14 protein-coding genes are annotated in these 17,820 nt (G+C 72.6%); 8 read left to right on the top strand and 6 right to left on the bottom strand.

The features are described from left to right. Positions 1 to 141: 141 nt before the first annotated feature. The 5 genes from glgX to ACQEU6_RS35170 all read left to right on the top strand — a co-directional run bounded on the left by glgX (position 142) and on the right by ACQEU6_RS35170 (position 8,702). Entirely contained in the window at positions 142 to 2,304 is a 2,163-nt protein-coding gene (gene glgX, locus ACQEU6_RS35150; protein ID WP_499337754.1) for a glycogen debranching protein GlgX, read from the top strand. A 15-nt stretch (positions 2,305 to 2,319) separates the two neighbouring features. Continuing rightward, on the top strand, positions 2,320 to 4,713 hold the full coding sequence (gene treY, locus ACQEU6_RS35155; protein WP_499337756.1) for a malto-oligosyltrehalose synthase: 2,394 nt from the start codon (positions 2,320 to 2,322) through the stop codon (positions 4,711 to 4,713). Continuing rightward, a complete protein-coding gene (gene treZ / locus ACQEU6_RS35160) occupies positions 4,710 to 6,536 on the top strand; it encodes a malto-oligosyltrehalose trehalohydrolase (protein WP_499337758.1) in 1,827 nt (608 codons plus the stop codon). Before treY ends, treZ begins: the two co-directional genes overlap by 4 nt. Positions 6,537 to 6,659: 123 nt before the next feature. Then, positions 6,660 to 7,331: a response regulator transcription factor gene (locus ACQEU6_RS35165; protein ID WP_019629095.1), complete on the top strand. Its 672-nt coding sequence runs from the start codon at positions 6,660 to 6,662 to the stop codon at positions 7,329 to 7,331. Positions 7,332 to 7,430: 99 nt separating this feature from the next. Next, the gene (locus ACQEU6_RS35170; RefSeq protein WP_499337760.1) at positions 7,431 to 8,702 is read left to right on the top strand and encodes an ATP-binding protein; all 1,272 of its coding nucleotides are present in this window, start codon (positions 7,431 to 7,433) and stop codon (positions 8,700 to 8,702) included. 18 nt (positions 8,703 to 8,720) lie between these two features. Here the strand turns inward: ACQEU6_RS35170 and ACQEU6_RS35175 are convergent, their stop codons facing one another. After that, the gene (locus ACQEU6_RS35175; protein WP_499337761.1) at positions 8,721 to 9,308 is read right to left on the bottom strand and encodes a GtrA family protein; all 588 of its coding nucleotides are present in this window, start codon (positions 9,306 to 9,308) and stop codon (positions 8,721 to 8,723) included. A gap of 258 nt (positions 9,309 to 9,566) precedes the next feature. Here ACQEU6_RS35175 and ACQEU6_RS35180 point away from each other — a divergent pair, with 258 nt between their 5' ends. Beyond that, entirely contained in the window at positions 9,567 to 10,724 is a 1,158-nt protein-coding gene (locus ACQEU6_RS35180; protein ID WP_499340454.1) for a 5-(carboxyamino)imidazole ribonucleotide synthase, read from the top strand. 49 nt (positions 10,725 to 10,773) lie between these two features. Next, positions 10,774 to 11,241 carry a 5-(carboxyamino)imidazole ribonucleotide mutase gene (purE, locus tag ACQEU6_RS35185; protein WP_499340456.1) on the top strand — a complete coding sequence of 156 codons (468 nt, stop codon included), beginning with the start codon at positions 10,774 to 10,776 and terminating at the stop codon, positions 11,239 to 11,241. 34 nt (positions 11,242 to 11,275) lie between these two features. Here purE and ACQEU6_RS35190 read toward each other — a convergent pair whose 3' ends face one another. After that, positions 11,276 to 11,695, bottom strand: a complete 420-nt coding sequence (locus tag ACQEU6_RS35190; RefSeq protein WP_499337762.1) for a CoA-binding protein — start codon at positions 11,693 to 11,695, stop codon at positions 11,276 to 11,278. A 38-nt stretch (positions 11,696 to 11,733) separates the two neighbouring features. Continuing rightward, entirely contained in the window at positions 11,734 to 13,068 is a 1,335-nt protein-coding gene (locus tag ACQEU6_RS35195; RefSeq protein WP_499337763.1) for a UDP-glucose dehydrogenase family protein, read from the bottom strand. A 114-nt stretch (positions 13,069 to 13,182) separates the two neighbouring features. Between ACQEU6_RS35195 and ACQEU6_RS35200 the strand changes: the two genes are divergently transcribed. Continuing rightward, a complete protein-coding gene (locus tag ACQEU6_RS35200; protein WP_499337764.1) occupies positions 13,183 to 14,355 on the top strand; it encodes an acyl-CoA dehydrogenase family protein in 1,173 nt (390 codons plus the stop codon). A gap of 93 nt (positions 14,356 to 14,448) precedes the next feature. Here ACQEU6_RS35200 and ACQEU6_RS35205 read toward each other — a convergent pair whose 3' ends face one another. The 3 genes from ACQEU6_RS35205 to ACQEU6_RS35215 form a co-directional block, all read right to left on the bottom strand. Next, a complete protein-coding gene (locus tag ACQEU6_RS35205) occupies positions 14,449 to 15,105 on the bottom strand; it encodes a hypothetical protein (protein ID WP_499337766.1) in 657 nt (218 codons plus the stop codon). Positions 15,106 to 15,220: 115 nt separating this feature from the next. Continuing rightward, positions 15,221 to 16,027, bottom strand: coding sequence for a thioesterase family protein (locus tag ACQEU6_RS35210; protein WP_499337768.1), 807 nt, complete (start codon positions 16,025 to 16,027; stop codon positions 15,221 to 15,223). Positions 16,028 to 16,097: 70 nt separating this feature from the next. After that, positions 16,098 to 17,765 carry an LCP family protein gene (locus tag ACQEU6_RS35215; protein ID WP_499337770.1) on the bottom strand — a complete coding sequence of 556 codons (1,668 nt, stop codon included), beginning with the start codon at positions 17,763 to 17,765 and terminating at the stop codon, positions 16,098 to 16,100. Positions 17,766 to 17,820: the final 55 nt, after the last annotated feature.

The raw sequence follows: 17,820 nt of genomic DNA on the forward strand, positions 1-17,820 counted from the left end.
AACCCACGGATGTCCGTTCTGGCCAGTGGGGTCCCGATCGGTGTGATCCATCCCCCAGGGGGAAGGGCTTCCGGGGTGCGGCCCCCGGTACGCGCGCGGTCGGGCGCCCCCTGGCGCCGCACCCGACGAAGGGCGGAACAGTTGGCTCAGGTTTGGCCGGGTGACGCCTACCCCCTGGGAGCCCGGTTCGACGGCGCTGGCACGAACTTCGCCGTCTTCTCCGAGGTGGCAGAGAAGGTGGAGCTGTGCCTGTTCGACGGACCGGCGGGGGACGGTGAGGAGACGCGGCTGACGCTGCCGGAGGTCGACGCCTTCGTATGGCACGGCTACCTGCCGGGCATCATGCCGGGACGCCGCTACGGGTTCCGCGTGCACGGCCCCTACGATCCGCCGCGCGGCCTGCGCTGCAACTCCGCGAAGCTGCTGCTCGACCCGTACGCTCAGGCCGTCGAGGGCCAGGTCGACTGGGACGAGGCGTGCTTCGGCTACGACTTCGGCGACCCCTGGTCGCGCAACGACAGGGATTCGGCGCGCCACACGATGCGGTCGGTGGTGGTCAGCCCGTACTTCGACTGGGGGGACGACCGCCCGCCCCGCACCCCCTACCACGAGACGGTGATCTACGAGGCGCACGTCAAGGGGCTCACCGCCCGGCACCCGGACATCCCGCCGGCGATGCGCGGCACGTACGCGGCGCTCGGCCACCCGGTGATCACCGATCACCTCCGCTCGATCGGGGTGACGGCGGTGGAGCTGATGCCCGTCCACCAGTTCGTCCACGACGACGCGCTGACGAGCCGCGGCCTGCGCAACTACTGGGGCTACAACACCATCGGCTTCTTCGCCCCGCACAACGAGTACTCCTCGTCCGGGCAGCGCGGCGAGCAGGTGCTGGAGTTCAAGGCGATGGTGAAGTCGCTGCACGAGGCCGGGATCGAGGTGATCCTGGACGTCGTCTACAACCACACCGCCGAGGGCAACCACCTCGGGCCGACGCTGTCGTTCCGCGGTCTCGACAACGCCTCGTACTACCGGCTCACGGAGGACGACGGCCGCTACTACATGGACACCACGGGCACCGGCAACAGCCTGCTGATGCGCAGCCCCCACGTCCTTCAGCTGATCATGGATTCGCTGCGGTTCTGGGTGACCGAGATGCACGTGGACGGGTTCCGCTTCGACCTCGCCGCGACGCTGGCCCGCGAGCTGCACGCGGTGGACCGGCTGTCGGCGTTCTTCGACCTCGTCCAGCAGGACCCGGTGGTCTCGCAGGTCAAGCTGATCGCCGAGCCGTGGGACGTGGGGGAGGGCGGCTACCAGGTCGGCAACTTCCCGCCGCTGTGGACGGAGTGGAACGGCCAGTACCGGGACACGACGCGCGACTACTGGCGGGGGCGGGCGGGCACGCTGCCCGACTTCGCCTCCCGGCTGACGGGCTCGTCCGACCTGTACGCCGACGACGGCCGCCGCCCCATCGCCTCGATCAACTTCGTGACCTGCCACGACGGCTTCACGCTGCACGACCTCGTCTCCTACGACGGCAAGCACAACGAGGCCAACGGGGAGGGGAACCGGGACGGCACCGACGACAACCGGTCGTGGAACTGCGGCCACGAGGGCGAGACGGACGACCTGGACGTCATCTCGCTCCGCGAGCGGCAGAAGCGCAACTTCCTGACCACGCTGTTCCTGTCGCAGGGCGTGCCGATGCTCCTGCACGGCGACGAGCTCGGCCGGACGCAGCGCGGCAACAACAACGCCTACTGCCAGGACGGCGAGCTGTCCTGGGTCGACTGGACGGGCCTGCGCGACGACACGTTCTTCGACGAGCGCGGGCCGCTGCTCGACTTCGTCCGCCGCCTGTCCGCCCTGCGCACCGAGCATCCGGTGTTCCGTCGCCGCCGCTTCTTCCGCGGCGACGACGGCCCCGCGCGCACCCGGGCGGAGACGAGGCCCGAGGATCTGCCCGACCTCGTCTGGTTCACGCCCGGCGGGGCGGAGATGACCGGCCGGGACTGGTCCGCGGGCTTCAACAAGTCGCTGACCGTGTTCCTGAACGGCGACGCGATCGGCGAACCGGACCGGCGCGGACGGCAGGTCAGGGACGACTCGTTCCTGCTGCTCGTCAACGCCCACGACGGCGACCTGGCGTACGCGCTTCCGCCCGTGCTGTACGGGCAGATGTGGATAAAGGTGCTCGACACCGCCGACCCGCTGCTGGCCGAGGAGGAGTCGCCCGTCGTGAAGTCCCGCGAGAACGTGCCGGTCGCCGCGCGCTCCATCCAGGTCATGCGCCGGGTCTGAGGCAGGGATACGCAGATGGACGACGACACGCTGACGGGCGGCGCGCCGGCGGGCGGCGGGCCCCAGGCCGAGCCCGCCCCCGAGGAACCGCTCCCCGTCGCCGAACCCCCCGAGGAAAACGTGTCCGAGGATCACAGGCCCGAACGGGCCGAGACGGCCGAACACGCGGACAGGGGCCTCCCGGAGGAGGACGCCCTCGCCGCAACCCCGACCGGCGCCTACCGTCTCCAGCTGCGCGGGACGCCCGAGGGGCACTTCGGGTTCGCCGAGGCCGCGGCGCTGGCCCCCTACCTGGCCGCCCTCGGCGTGTCGCACGTCTACCTGTCGCCGGTCCTCCAGGCCGCGCCGGGCTCCACGCACGGCTACGACGTCGTCGACCACTCCCGGCTGTCGGAGGAGCTCGGCGGGCCCGAGGCGTTCGGTGCGATGGCGACCCGGCTCCGGGCGCACGGGCTGCGGGTGCTGGTGGACGTCGTCCCGAACCACATGGCGGTCCCGGAGCCGGCCGGGCTGAACCTGCCCTTCGCGGACGTCCTGGCGGAGGGGCCGCGGTCGCGGTTCGCCCGGTGGTTCGACATCGACTGGGAGGCCGGCGGCGGGCGGATCGTGCCGCCCGGCGAGGGCGAGCCCAACTACCGGCGCTTCTTCGACATCTCCGGCCTGATCGGGCTGCGGCAGGAGGACGCGGAGGTCTTCGAGCGCACGCACGCGCTGCTGCTGAGCCTGCTCCGGGACGGTCTGGTGGACGGGCTGCGCGTCGACCATCCGGACGGGCTCGCCGACCCGCGCGGCTACCTGCGGCGGCTCGCCGAGGCCGCCCCGGACCGCTGGCTGCTCGTCGAGAAGATCACCGAGGGGGAGGAGCGGCTGCCGCCGGACTGGCCGTGCGCGGGCACCACCGGCTACGACGCGCTCGGAATGGTCGGGGGGCTGTTCCTCGACCGGGCCGGGGAGGAGCCGCTGACCGCCTACTACGTGGCGCTCACGGGCAACCCGGCCGCCTTCGAGGAGGTCGAGCGCGACGCCAGGGCGCACGCCGCCGCGCACAGCCTCAGGCCCGAGATCGAGCGGCTCCAGCGCGTCCTCGACCGGGCCGTGGGCGAGCACCGCCCCGGCTTGGAACGGGCGCTGGTCGAGCTGCTGGTCGCCATGCCCGTCTACCGCGCGTACGTCGTGCCGGGGGAGGACGCCCCTCAGCAGGCCGTGGACGTCGTGCACGAGGCCGCCCGCAGGGCACGCGAGCACCTGCCGGAGGACATGCACGGCGACCTTGAGATCGTCGTGGACCTGGCCCTCGGACGCGGTGAGCGCACCGACGCCGAGTTCATCGTGCGGTTCCAGCAGACGACGTCCCCGCTCGCCGCAAAGGGCGTGGAGGACACGGCGTTCTACCGGTGGAACCGCATGGCCGCGCTGAACGAGGTCGGCGGCGCGCCGGGGAGGTTCAGCGTCGGCCAGGCCGACTTCCACGCGTTCTGCATACGGCTCGCCCGCGATTGGCCGTTGACGATGACGACGCTGTCCACGCACGACACCAAGCGCGAGGAGGACGTGCGTGCCTGGCTGGCGGTGCTGTCGGAACTGCCCGCCGAGTGGACCGGATCGGTCGACCGGTGGCGGAACTGGGGGGCCGGCTCCTCGCCCTTGGAGCCCGACCTGGAGTACCTGTTCTGGCAGACGCTCGTCGGTGCGTGGCCCCTCACCACCGGACGGCTGGAGGAGTTCCTCGTCAAGGCGATGCGCGAGGCCAAGACGCGCACATCGTGGACCGAGCAGGATCCCGGCTACGAGGAGGCCGTTCTGGAGTACGCGCGCGGCGTCCTGGCCGATCCTGACCTGGTGACCGACATGACGTCGTTCGTCGCGAAGCTGGCGCCGTACGCGCGGGTGAACACGCTCGGGCAGAAGCTCGTGCAGCTGGCGATGCCGGGCGTCCCGGACGTCTACCAGGGGTGCGAGATGACGGGCCTGGCGCTCGTCGACCCCGACAACCGGCGGCCGGTCGACTACGGGCGGCGCCGCGAGCACCTGTTCCGGCTCGACACCGGGCGGCAGCCGAAGGAAGTGGACGACGAGAAGCTGCTGGTCACGTCCCGGGCGCTGCGGCTGCGCCGGTCCCATCCCGAGTGGTTCGGGCCCGGTTCCCGGCACGAGCCGGTCGCCGCGCGGGGGCCCGCCGCCGACCACGTCGTGGGGTTCGCGCGGGGCGAGGCCGTGGCGCTCGCCACCCGGCTCCCCGTGGGCCTGGAGCGCCGCGGCGGCTGGAAGGGGACGCGGGTGGACGTCCGCCGCCAGGGCTGGCGGGACGTCCTGACCGGCTGCACGCACATGGGCCCGATCCTGGACGCCTCGCGCGTGTTCGAGCACCTTCCGGTCGCGCTGCTCGTCCCCCGGGAGATCGATCGGTGAGCGCCCGTTTCGAGGTGTGGGCCCCGGCCGCGGACCGCGTGGACGTCGAGGCCGGCGGCGCCCGGCACGCCATGGAGGCGCGGCCCGCCGGATGGTGGGAGGCCGAAGTCGCGGACGCCTCCCATGGGACCGACTACGGGTTCGTCCTGGACGAGGCCGGCGATGTGCTGCCCGACCCGCGTTCGCCCTGGCAGCCCGATGGCGTCCACGGTCGGAGCCGCGTCCACGACCACGGGCGGTTCGCCTGGACCGACCAGCGCTGGCACGGCCGCCCGCTCGCCGGGAGCGTCTTCTACGAGATGCACGTGGGCACGTTCACGCCCGAGGGGACGTTCGACGCGGCGATCGAACGCCTCGACCATCTGGTGGCGCTCGGCATCGACGCCGTGGAACTGCTGCCGGTCGCGTCCTTCCCCGGCCATCACGGCTGGGGTTACGACGGTGTTCACCTTTGGGCGCCGCACGAGCCCTACGGCGGCCCGGACGGTTTGAAGCGTTTCGTCGACGCCGCTCATGCGCGCGGTCTGGCCGTTGTCCTGGACGTCGTCTACAACCACCTGGGGCCGGACGGGAATCGCCTGGGAAGCTACGGCCCGTACTTCACCAGCGCCCATGCCACCCCTTGGGGCGATGCGGTGAACTTCGACCAGGAAGGTTCGGACGAGGTTCGCGCGTTCGTCGTCCAGAACGCGCTGATGTGGTTGCGCGACTACCACTTCGACGGGCTGCGCCTCGACGCCGTTCACGCCATCACCGACCACGGCGCGGTGCACCTTCTGGAGGAGATGGGGCGCGCCGTGGCGGCGCTTTCGGCTCACCTTGGCCGGGAACTGTTCCTCATCGCCGAATCGGACCTGAACGACCCGCGCCTGGTGACGTCCAGAGAGGCGGGCGGATACGGCCTGGACGCCCAGTGGAGCGACGACTTCCACCACGCGCTGCACGCCGCGCTCACCGGTGAGAGGCAGGGCTACTACTGCGACTTCGGCTCCCTGGAAACGCTGAAGAAGGTCCTCACCAAGGCGTTCGCGCATGACGGGACCATGTCGGCCTACCGGGGGCGGATTCACGGCCGTCCGGTGAATGTCCGGGAGACGCCCGCGCACAGGTTCCTCGGTTTCCTGCAGAACCACGACCAGGTGGGAAACCGCGCGGCGGGCGACCGCATCGGGGCCCTTGTGCCGTCTCCCGGCCTGCTCAAAGTCGGCGCGGCGCTGCTCCTGCTCGCGCCTTTCACGCCCATGCTCTTCATGGGCGAGGAATGGGGCGCGACGACCCCCTGGTGCTACTTCACCGACCACCAGGACCCGGAGCTGGCGCGCGCGGTCAGCGAGGGGCGGCGGCGCGAGTTCTCCCGGCACGGCTGGAGCGGCGAGGTCCCCGATCCACAGGCTGTGGACACGTTCCGCCGGTCCGTCCTCGACTGGTCCGAACCGGACCGGCCGCCGCACGCCGGCCTGCTCGACTGGCACCGCGACCTGATCGCGCTGCGGCGTTCCCGGCCCGAGCTGAACGACCCCCGGCTGACCGCGACGGAGGTCGAGACGGGCGAAGGCGGGGGCGGCGAGGCGGACGACGTCGCGGCGCGCTGGCTGACCGTGCGGCGCGGCTCGGTGTGGGCGGCGGCGAACCTCGGTGACCGACCCGTCCTGGTTCCGGCGCCCGGTCCCGGCGGTGCCGCACCGGGGCTGCTGATCGCGTCGGATCCGGCGATTCGCCTGGACCCGGTCGGCCTCGGCGATTCCGGAACGGCTTCGGTGGTGCTGCCGGGCGCCTCGGTCGCGGTCCTCGACCTGGCCGGGCCCCCCGCACTGCGGGCATGATATGGCCTACATCCCGATAGAGCCTGAAAAGCCGTGTTCGTGGATGTACTACGAGTGGCAAACCGCAGGTCAAGAGCGCGGCGGTAGCCGAGCAAAGGTCAAGTTTGGTCATACGATCGGTTCATGACCTCAGTACTGCTCGCCGAGGACGACACGTCCATCTCCGAGCCTCTCGCCCGCGCGCTGCGTCGCGAGGGGTACACCGTCGAAGTCAGCCCCGACGGCCCTCAGGCGCTGGAGCGGGCGCTCGGGGGCGGTGTGGACCTGATCGTCCTCGATCTCGGCCTTCCCGAGCTGGACGGCCTTGAGGTGGCCCGCCGGGTGCGGGCCGAGGGGCACGGCGTGCCCATCCTGATCCTGACCGCCCGTGCCGACGAGGTCGACACCGTCGTCGGACTGGACGCGGGCGCCGACGACTACGTGACCAAGCCGTTCCGGCTGGCGGAGCTGCTCGCGCGGGTGCGCGCCCTGCTGCGCCGGGGCAGCACCGAGACCCCGATCGTCCAGGGGGTGCGGATCGACGCCGAGTCGCGCCGCGCCTGGATGGGCGACCAGGAGTTGCAGCTCACCACCAAGGAGTTCGACCTGCTCCGCGTCCTCGTGCGGGACGCGGGCAAGGTCGTGACCCGCGAACAGATCATGCGCGAGGTGTGGGACACCAACTGGTGGGGTTCCACCAAGACCCTCGACATGCATATTTCCTGGCTGCGCCGCAAGCTCGGCGACGACGCCGGCAGCCCCCGCTACATCACCACGGTGCGGGGCGTCGGCTTCCGGTTCGAGCGCGGCGACTAGCACCGGCCGCCGCGGCCCGGCGGGACGCCGGGGGCCTTCCCGAGAGGCCCCCGGGGCGCGTGCCGCACGGTCCGCGGCCCCACCCTCGAAGGAGCCCTGATGAGGCGCCGACTGCTCCTGTCGACGCTCGCGGTGGCGGTGGTCGCGCTGCTCCTGCTCGGCATACCCCTCGCCTACGCCGCGCACAAGCTCGTCTACGAGGAGGCCGGCCGGTCGCTCGACCGGGAGGCGTCCTCCCTGGCCGGCGGCGTGGGCTACAGCCTGGAAGCGCGCCAGCCCGTCACCGCCGCCGTCCTCGCCCGGGAGTACCCGGGCCGGCACGTCTCGATCACGCTGCCGGACGGCCGGACGCTCACCGCCGGGCCGCCCCGGCGCGGACGCGTGCTGTCGGCGACGGCGGTGCACGGCCGGGTCAGGGTGCGGGTGTCGCGCCCGGAGGCGCAGGTCCGCGACGCCGCGCTGCGGCTGCTCCTGCTCGTCGGGAGCCTCGCCCTGCTCGGCGTGGCCGTCACGGTGTGCCTGGCGATGGTGCAGGCCCGCAAGCTGACGCTGCCGCTGGTCGACCTCGCCGAGACCGCCGACCGGCTCGGCAGCGGCAACGCCCGGCCGCGCCCGCGGCGCTACGGCATTCCCGAGGTCGACCGGGTCGCCGAGGTGCTGGACCGCAGCGCCGTCCGCATCACCGACCTGCTGGTCGCCAGCCGCGAGTTCGCGGCCGACGCCAGCCACCAGCTCCGCACCCCGCTGACCGCGCTGTCGATGCGGCTGGAGGAGATGATCGAGGCGGCCGACTACCCCGACGTCGTCCGGGAGGAGGGCGCGGCGGCCGTCGCGCAGGCCGAGCGGCTCGTCGCGGTCGTCGAGCAGCTGCTCGCCCGCGCCCGGCACGACCGGACCGGCGGCGCCGTCCCGTCTTCGATCGACGAGATCATCGCCCAGCAGGTCGAGGAGTGGCGGCCGAGCTTCCGCAAGGCCGGCCGGGACGTGCGGATCACCGGCGAGCAGGGCCTCGTCGGCATGACCCACCCCGAGGGCCTCTCCCAGATCGTCGCCACGCTGCTGGAGAACTCGCTGACGCACGGCGCCGGCACCGTGACCATCCACACCAAGCCGGGCGCGAGCTCGGTGGTGGTGGAGGTCGGCGACGAGGGCGAGGGCATCCCGTCGGAGCTGGAGCCCCGCGTCTTCGAGCGCAGCGTCTCCGGGGGCCGCGGCACCGGCCTCGGCCTCTACCTGGCCCGCTCCCTGGCGGTGGTGGACGGCGGGCGCCTGGAGCTGATCCAGTCCCGTCCCGCGGTCTTCGGGGTGTTCCTGCGCCAGGCCGCCGAGGTGCGGCTGGCCGCCGAGCGCGTGGTCATGGGCCCCGCCTGAGCCCGCCGGGCCGGGCGGTCAGATCTCGGCGTAGTCCTCGGCGGTGCGGTCGAAGGGGCGCGGCCCCCGACCCCCGGCCCCCGGGGCGGCGCGGGTCGCGCCGGGGCCCTCGGCGGCCGCGGCCTCGCCGGAGGGGGCCTCGGGCAGCCCGGACGCGGGGTCGACGGGCGGGGCGCTCGCCGGCAGGAAGACCCACTTCTTGTAGGACCAGAAGCGGAACAGCGTCGCCACCCCGGTGCCGATGACCAGCGCGATGTTGAAGAACACCGCGCCTTCCAGCCCGAGGACGTAGCGCGAGAAGCCGATGAACAGCTCGGTGATCACCAGGCCGACGCCGTTCAGGGCGAAGAACAGCACGTACTCGCGGCCGAGGTTGGTGCGGTCGCGGTGCCGGAACGTCCAGTAGCGGTTGGCCAGGTAGGAGAAGGTCGTCGCGACCACCGTGGCGACGCCGTTGGACGTGAGCGGCCCCACCCCCAGGCCGGTGTGCAGGCCGTTGCCGACGCCGACGGTGATGACGAACGCGATGGCGCCCACGCTGCCGAACTGGGCCAGTTCTCGCACGAGGTGCGAGAACCGCCGATGGATTCTGGCGACGAGGCTCACGAAGCGAAACCGTCCTTCCGGGCTTGCACGGCGCGGCGCGGCCGGCGGCCGGCGACTGCGGGGAGGTACCACGAGAATAGACGCCCGTGGCCCCCCGGGACGCTGCAACAACATGGGCGCTTCGCCCACACGCATGGATTCGTGCCCATTGCCGGGCCGCCCACACACCGACGAAGATCTCCCCGCATCTTCGACGCGGACGCCGCGTGATTCGTTCGCCCGGCCGCCCGATAGCCTTTCGACGTGAAGGTTCGTGAGATGCCCGTGGTCGGGATGGCGGGCGGAGGGCAGCTCGCCCGGATGACCCAGCAGGCCGCGATCGCGCTCGGCGTGCCGCTGCGCGTGCTCGCCGGGGCGCCGGACGAGTCGGCGGCCCTGGTCGTCTCGGACGCGCGGGTCGGCAACGACCGCGCCCTCGACGACCTGCTGGCCTTCGCCGAGGGCTGCGACGTGGTGACGTTCGACCACGAGCACGTCCCCGGGCCGCACATCCGGAAGCTGGAGGCCGCGGGCGTCCCGTGCCGGCCCGGCTCGGCCGCCCTCGCCCATGCCCAGGACAAGCTCGTCATGCGCGAACGACTGAGCGAGCTCGGCGTCCCCTGCCCCGCCTACGCGCCCGTCCCGTCGCCCGAGCCGCGGGCGTTCCTGGAGGCGTTCGGCCGCGAGCACGGCTGGCCGCTGGTCCTGAAGTCGACGCGCGGCGGCTACGACGGCAAGGGCGTCTGGGTGGTCGGCGACCTTGAGGAGGCCGCGGTCGCCGACCGCCTGCAGGCCGAGGGCGTCGACCTGATGGTGGAGCGGCACGTCGCCTTCGCGCGCGAACTGGCCGCGCTCGTCGCCCGCTCCCCCTACGGGCAGGGCGCCGCGTACCCGATCGTGGAGACCGTCCAGGAGGGCGGGATCTGCACCGAGGTGATCTCGCCCGCCCCCGGCCTGTCCAAGGACCTGGCCGCCGAGGCGCAGAGCCTCGCCCTGCGCGTCGCGGACGAGCTCGGCGTCGTCGGCCTCCTCGCCGTCGAGCTCTTCGAGACCGGCGACGGGCTACTGGTGAACGAGCTGGCCATGCGCCCGCACAACTCCGGGCACTGGACGATCGAGGGCGCCCGGACGTCGCAGTTCGAGCAGCACCTGCGGGCCGTCCTCGACCTGCCGCTCGGCTCCACCGAGCCGGCCGCCCCGTACACGGTCATGGCCAACGTCCTCGGCGGCGACGACCCGGAGGTCTACCCCCGCTACATCCACGTGATGGCCCACGACCCGGGCGTCAAGGTGCACATGTACGGCAAGGAGTCCCGCCCGGGACGCAAGATCGGCCACGTGACCGCGCTCGGCGCCGACCTCGCCGAGGTCCGCGAGCGGGCCCGGCACGCCGCCGACTACCTGCGCTGGGGCCCCGCCATGAAAGATCATCAGTGACGGATTCGAGGGGGAGGCGCGCGTGAACGACCCGGTCGTCGGCGTGGTGATGGGGAGCGACTCGGACTGGCCGGTGATGGAGGCCGCCGCCCGGGCGCTGGAGGAGTTCGGCGTCTCCTACGAGGCCGACGTGGTGTCCGCGCACCGCATGCCGCACGACATGATCTCCTACGGGGAGGACGCGGCGGCCCGCGGCCTGCGCGTGATCATCGCGGGGGCGGGCGGCGCCGCGCACCTGCCGGGCATGCTGGCCTCGGTGACGCCGCTGCCGGTGATCGGCGTGCCCGTCCCGCTGAAGTACCTGGACGGGATGGACTCGCTGCTGTCGATCGTGCAGATGCCCGCGGGCGTCCCGGTCGCGACGGTGGCGGTCGGCGCGGCCCGCAACGCCGGGCTGCTGGCCGTCCGGATCCTGGCCGCCTACGACGACGATCTGCGGGCCAAGATGGCGGTGTTCCAGCGGCACCTCTACGGGGAGGCCAAGGCGAAGGGCGCGCGGCTCCGAGAGCGCCTCTGAGGGACGCCCGCCGCTCGGCGCGGCGGGGGGACGATCAGCGCCGCAGGGCCCACTCGACGGCGGGGCACCGGTCCATGACGACGTCGAGCCCCGCGTCCCTGGCGCGCCGGGCCGCCGCCTCGTCGATCACCTGGAGCGGGAGCCACACCGCCCTCGCGCCCGCCGCGATCGCCTCGTCCACCGCCCGCCCGGCGTGCTCGGCGCGGCGGTAGACGCCCACCACGTCCACCTCGGAGGCGCCCGGGACGTCGGCGAGGGAGGCGTACCCCGTCTCGCCGAGCACCTCGCGCGCCTCCGGGTGCACGGGGATGATCCGCTTCCCGCGCTGCTGCATCAGCCGGGCCTGGCTGTAGACCTCCCGCGCCGGGTTGTCTCCGAGGCCGACGAAGGCCCACGTCCTCGACTCGTTCAGCAGGCGGCGGATCACGGCCTGGTCGGCGAAGTCAGCGCTCATGCACGCCTCAACACCGCCCGTGCCGCTTTAGTTCCGCGTCACGGGCGCCCGAGGGCCCGGTAGTTCCACCCGGCCGCGCGCCACCGCTCGGGGTCGAGCGCGTTGCGCCCGTCCACGATGTTGCGCTCCGCCACGGCCTCGGCGACGGTGGCCGGGTTCATGTCCCGGAACTCCGCCCACTCGGTCAGCAGCAGGACGGCGTGCGCGTCCTGCACGGCCGACATCGCCGACTCGCCGTACTCCAGGGTCGGCTGGGCGCGGCGCGCGTTGCGCATGGCCTGCGGGTCGTAGACGGTCACCCGGGCGCCCTGCGCGCGGATGGAGGCGGCCACGTCCAGCGCGGGGGAGTCGCGCACGTCGTCGGAGTTCGGCTTGAACGCGGCGCCGAGGACGCCGACCGTCCGCCCGGCGAAGGAGCCGCCGAGCAGCTGCCGGGCGAGGTCCACCATCCGGATCCGGCGCCGGATGTTGATCTCGTCGACCTCGCGCAGGAAGGTCAGCGCCTGGTCGGCGCCGAGCTCGCCCGCCCGGGCCATGAACGCCCGGATGTCCTTCGGCAGGCAGCCGCCGCCGAACCCGAGACCCGGGCCGAGGAACTTCCCGCCGATCCGGTCGTCGTAGGACAGCGCCTCGGAGAGCTTCGTCACGTCCGCGTGCGCGGCCTCGCACACCTCCGCCATCGCGTTGATGAACGAGATCTTGGTGGCGAGGAAAGCGTTCGCCGACACCTTGACCAGCTCGGCGGTCGGGAAGTCGGCGGTGATGAAGGGCGTCCCCTCGGCGATCATCGTCCGGTAGACCTCGCGGAGCACCTTCTCGGCGTGCTCGGCGGCGCCCGGGTCGGCGGGGAGCCCGGCCACGATCCGGTCGGGGTGCAGGGTGTCCTGGACGGCGAAGCCCTCGCGCAGGAACTCGGGGTTCCACGCGAGCACGGCGTCCTCGCCCGCCGGCGCCGCCTTGGCGAGCGCCTCGCCGAGCCGCGCGGCCGTCCCGACCGGCACGGTCGACTTGCCGACGACCAGGCAGGGCCGTGTCAGCAGCGGCGCCAGCGCCGCGACCGCGCCGTCGACGTAGGACAGGTCGGCCGCGTACTCCCCGGCCTTCTGCGGGGTCCCCACGCACAGGAAGTGGACGTCGCCGAACTCCGCGACCTCCTCGTAGGACGTGGTGAAGCGCAGCCGGCCGGTCTCCAGCCCCCTGCGCAGCACGGGTTCGAGGCCCGGCTCGTACACGGGCAGGTCGCCGGCCGAGAGCCGCGCGATCTTCTCCGCGTCCACGTCGAGGCCCAGTACCTCGAAACCCAGGTCGGCCATGCACGCCGCGTGGGTCGCGCCGAGGTAACCGGTTCCGATGACCGTCAGCCGGTGGGACAAGGCCTGCTCCTCTCCGTTCGCTGTCGCCGACTAGCGGCCCTACTGGACACGTGCCCGCCGCGGGCGCCCGCCCACGTCGGCCGCCACTGCCTACTGGCCGGTAGCATCGGCGGCATGAGTGCTGATTTTCCCACGTACGCGCCGTCGGAGGAGCATGAGCTGTTGCGGCGTTCGGTGCGTGAGCTGGCCGAGGCCAAGATCGCTCCTTTCGCGGCGGAGGTGGACGAGGAGTCGCGGTTCCCGCAGGAGGCGCTGGAGGCGCTGGTGGCGGGTGATCTGCATGCGGTGCACGTGCCGGAATCGTACGGGGGTGCGGGGGCCGATGCGCTGGCGACGGTGATCGTGATCGAGGAGGTGGCGCGGGTGTGCGCGTCCTCGTCGTTGATTCCGGCGGTGAACAAGCTGGGGACGGTTCCGGTGCTGCTGGCGGGGTCGCCGGGGTTGAAGGAGCGGTTTCTGGGGCCGGTGGCGCGGGGGGAGGAGATGTTCTCCTATGCGTTGTCGGAGGCGGATGCGGGGTCGGACGCGGCGGGGATGCGGACGCGTGCGGTGCGTGATGGGGATCACTGGGTGCTGGACGGCGCGAAGATGTGGATCACCAATGCGGGGGTGTCGCGGTTCTACACGGTGATGGCGGTGACCGAGCCGGGTGCGGGGGCGCGGGGGATCTCGGCGTTCGTGGTGGACGCGCGGCAGGATGCGGGGGTGTCGTTCGGGGCCAGGGAGCGCAAGTTGGGGATCAAGGGGTCGCCGACGCGTCAGGTGGTGCTGGAGGGCGTGCGGGTTCCGGCGGATCGGATGATCGGTGCGGAGGGGACGGGGTTCAAGACGGCGTTGGCGACGTTGGACCATACGCGGATCACGATCGCGGCGCAGGCGCTGGGGATCGCGCAGGGGGCGCTGGATTTCGCGGTGGGGTATGTCAAGCAGCGGCGGCAGTTCGGCAAGGCGATCGCTGATTTCCAGGGTGTGCAGTTCATGCTGGCGGATATGGCGATGCGGTTGGAGGGGGCGCGGCAGCTGACGTATCACGCGGCGGTGAAGTCCGAGCGGGCGATGGGCGGGGAGCGGGTGCCGGATCTGACGTTCGTGTCGTCGGCGTGCAAGACGCTGGCCTCGGATGTGGCGATGGACGTGACGACCGACGCGGTGCAGTTGCTGGGCGGGTACGGGTACACGCGGGAGTTCCCGGTGGAGCGGATGATGCGCGACGCCAAGATCACCCAGATCTACGAGGGGACCAACCAGATCCAGCGCATGGTCATGGCCCGCCAGCTCCTCAAGTAGCGCGCGGCGGCGCGGACGAGGCACGGAAACGAGGGGCGGGCCGATCGGCCCGCCCCTCCGTTTCCGTGGGTCGGTTCAGCGCCCCGCGTTCGCTCAGTCGTGCGAGATGTCGAGGATCATGGCGCCGTTCTTGGCCCGGTGGGGCCGCAGCGTGATGTTGTTGTAGGTGGCGTTGGAGTGGGGCCGCGACGCGTCGATCGAGGTGATCATCACACCGTGGCGGCCGCGCGAGGAGAAGGTCACCCGGTCGCCTTCGATCTTGACCTTCAGCGGGTCGATCCCCAGCCTGCGGTCGAACGTGATCGTCTGGCCGTCCTTGATCTCGACCTGGCACTCCGCGTCCTCGCAGGCCTTCAGGTCGGTGCCGTCCTTGGCCCCGGACCTGCCCCTCGGCGCCGCGTTCGACTTCGGCGCCGCGGCGCCCTGCTCCGGCGCGGCGTTCGGCTTCGGTGCGTTCGGCTCCGGCGCCGTGCCGGGCTCCGGTGCGGTGTTCGGCTTCGGCTCGGCGTTCGCCGCCGAGTTCGGGTTCGCGTTCGGGGCCGGCGCCGGGTCGGACGGGTTCATGGTGAACGGGTCCATGTCGAACGCCGGGTTCGTCCCGGACGGGGCGATCGCCTGCGGCGGCGCCGGTGGTGCCGGTGCTGCCGGCGGAGGTGCGGTGCGCGCGACGCTCGCGGCGGCGACGCCGCCGCTGAGCGCCAACGAGACGGCGGCGGTCGTGGTGAGCAAGCCGAGAATCCTTGTGGACATCTCTGCACTCCTGACGAGGTAGGAACTCTGCTCTCTGTGCTCTCTGTCGCCCGGGCGCTACTCACCGTAGCAGAATGGTCGCACAGAGTGCCGTTCGGGCTCTTTCCAGGCCGTGTCAGCCCGGCGGGCGCTCGTCCACGAGGAGGGTCTGCAGGACGCGGCCGAGCTCGCCGCGGCGGTCGGCGAGCGTCCCCTGGCAGAGCGCGCTGCCGCCCGGGGCGGCGTCCATGGACGCGGCGAGGCACAGCCACTCGCCGACCGGCTCGCGGTGCAGCGCGACGGTGACGTCGGTGTTGATGATCAGCCACTCGGCCGGATCGAGCTGGCCGCCGATGCCGGACGCGCTGTCGGCGAGCGTCAGCGCGCGAGCGAGGGGCGTGTCGTCCTCGCCCGCCACCAGCGGGACCCGCGGCCGCGCCCAGACCGTCCCCGGGCCGGGCTCGCCGAAGGCCCCGCGGACGAGCCGCCACTCCATCGCGGCCAGGTAGCCGTCCCGGTGCATGCCCGCCCACTCGCCGAACGGCTCCGGCGTCGCGGGCAGGTCCGGCGGCGCGGCCGCGTGCACGACGGGCTCCAGGCGGGCGGGGGCCGCCATGATCCGCCAGGCGCTCGCGCGGACGACCGGCCTCCCCTCGTGCGTGATCTCGCCTTCGAGGAAGCCGACCCTCCGGCCGGGGCGGACCACGCGCACGCCGACCTCGAGCTCCGCCACGGGCACCGGGTTGAGGATCTCGACGGTCACCCGCGCCAGCCGGGTGCCGGGGACGGGGGCGTGCCGCTCGAAGGCCCGCCCGATGAGGGCCGACACGGGCCCGCCGTGCTGGAGGCCCGGCGACCAGGGGCCCGCCGTCGCGGCCGTGGACGCGAACCGCCCCCCGCCGAGCGGTTCGTAGAACGACCCGGCCGGCACGTCCTCGCCCATGCTGCTGCCTCCCCGCTCGCGACTAGAAACGCATTCTAGAAGGCGCGGGGCGGGGGCGCGGACGCCCCGCTCAGCCGCAGAGCTTCTGGGTGGCCGTGCCGGCCTCGATGGCGGACCCCTCCGTCGGCGACGGGCTCGGCGACTCCTTCACCTCGACCTCCTTCACGCCGGCCCAGTCGGCGCCGTCCCAGTCCGCGCCGACCATCACCTGCACCTGGGACCCGAGCGAGGAGACCTTCTTGCGCTCGGCGTCGGGGATCGCGGCGGCGAGGGTGCGGGCCGAGTCCTCCCGGCCCGGCCCGTACAGGATCTGCGTCGTCTGCTGCCCGCGCCGCGCCACGCCCGGCGAGACGGTCACCTTGAAGCCGGCCTTGCGGAGCTCGCCGCCCGCCCGGGTGGCGAGGCCGCGGGTGCCGATCGCGTTGAGGACGCGGACGGAGATGTCGTCCGGCGGCACCGTCGGCTCGTCGCCGGACTTCTTCGTCGGCGTGGCGCTCGGCTTCGGGCTCTGCGTCGCGAGCGGCTGGTCGCGGCGGAGCCGGGTGAACAGGTCGCGCGCCTTGTGCTGGTCCCACTGGACGGTCGACTGCAGCGACGGCGCGTTCCACAGCACGGCGTCGTAGGCCGGGTTCGACAGCGGCACCTTCGCGAAGGTGAGGTCGTCGGTCGACAGGTTCTTCATCTGGTCGGTGAGCCCCGGCAGGTTGTCGGCGAGCTTCTCGTCGACGCGCAGCGACTTCAGCGAGGCGTTCAGGAACCTCGTGGACTTGACCGGGTCGCCCAGCGTCTTCGTCGACAGCGCCTGCTTCATCATCGCCGCCATGAACTGCTGCTGCCGGTCGATGCGGCCGAGGTCGCTGCCGCCCGTCAGGGAGTAGCGGGCGCGGGCGAACGCGAGCGCCTTCAGGCCGTCCACGTGCGACTTCCCGGCCGGGAGCCGCAGGCCGCTCTTCTTGTCGTCGACGGCCTCCTCGGTGCACACGTCCACGCCGCCGATCGCGTCCACCATGTGCACGAACCCGTAGAAGTTCACCTCGACGTAGTGGTCGATCGACACGCCGGTCGCCTGCTTGACCGTGCTGACGGTGAGGTCGGGCCCGCCGAACTGGTAGGCCCAGGTGAGCTTGCCCGGACGGGCCGCGACCCGCGTCCCCTTGGCGCCCTCCGACCCGTTCGACCTGTGGCTCGGGATCGTCACGTAGGAGTCGCGCGGCAGGCTCACGACCGACACGCTGTCGTGGTCGCGGGACACGTGCACCAGCATCATCGTGTCGGAGCGCTCGCCCGCCTCGTGCCCGAGCTTGGCGGCCTTCTGCTGCTCCTTCGTCAGCCCCTCGCGCCGGTCGACGCCCGCCACCAGGATGGTCATGGCGCCCTTCGGCGTGTCCCGGCCCTTGCCGAGCCCGCCGACCGACACCTTGTCGATCAGGCCGGTGACGTAGTTCTGGAACGCCCACGCGCCGCCCGAGGTCAGCAGCACGAACGCCGAGGCCGTCCCCGTCAGGGTGAGGAAGCGCTTCTGCCGCCGCGCGCTCGTCGCCGCCCGCGGGCTCAGCCCCCGGCCGGGCCGGCGCGGTCCGCGCGGGCTCTGCACCGGGACGCGCGGCGCGGGCATCCCGTCGATGGTCACGCCCTCGATGTCGCCGTCGTCCTCGGCCGCGTGCGCACCGGGACGCGGCCGGAAATAGCGCTCCAGGGGGTCGGCGTCGCCGCGACCAGAGTCGTGCCCGTCTGCCATGCCGGCCGCCGCCTCCCGAAGATCACACGCTGACGCGAGTCCCCACCACTCTAAA

Source organism: Spirillospora sp. CA-108201 (assembly GCF_050936235.1).
GTDB lineage: Bacteria > Actinomycetota > Actinomycetes > Streptosporangiales > Streptosporangiaceae > Spirillospora.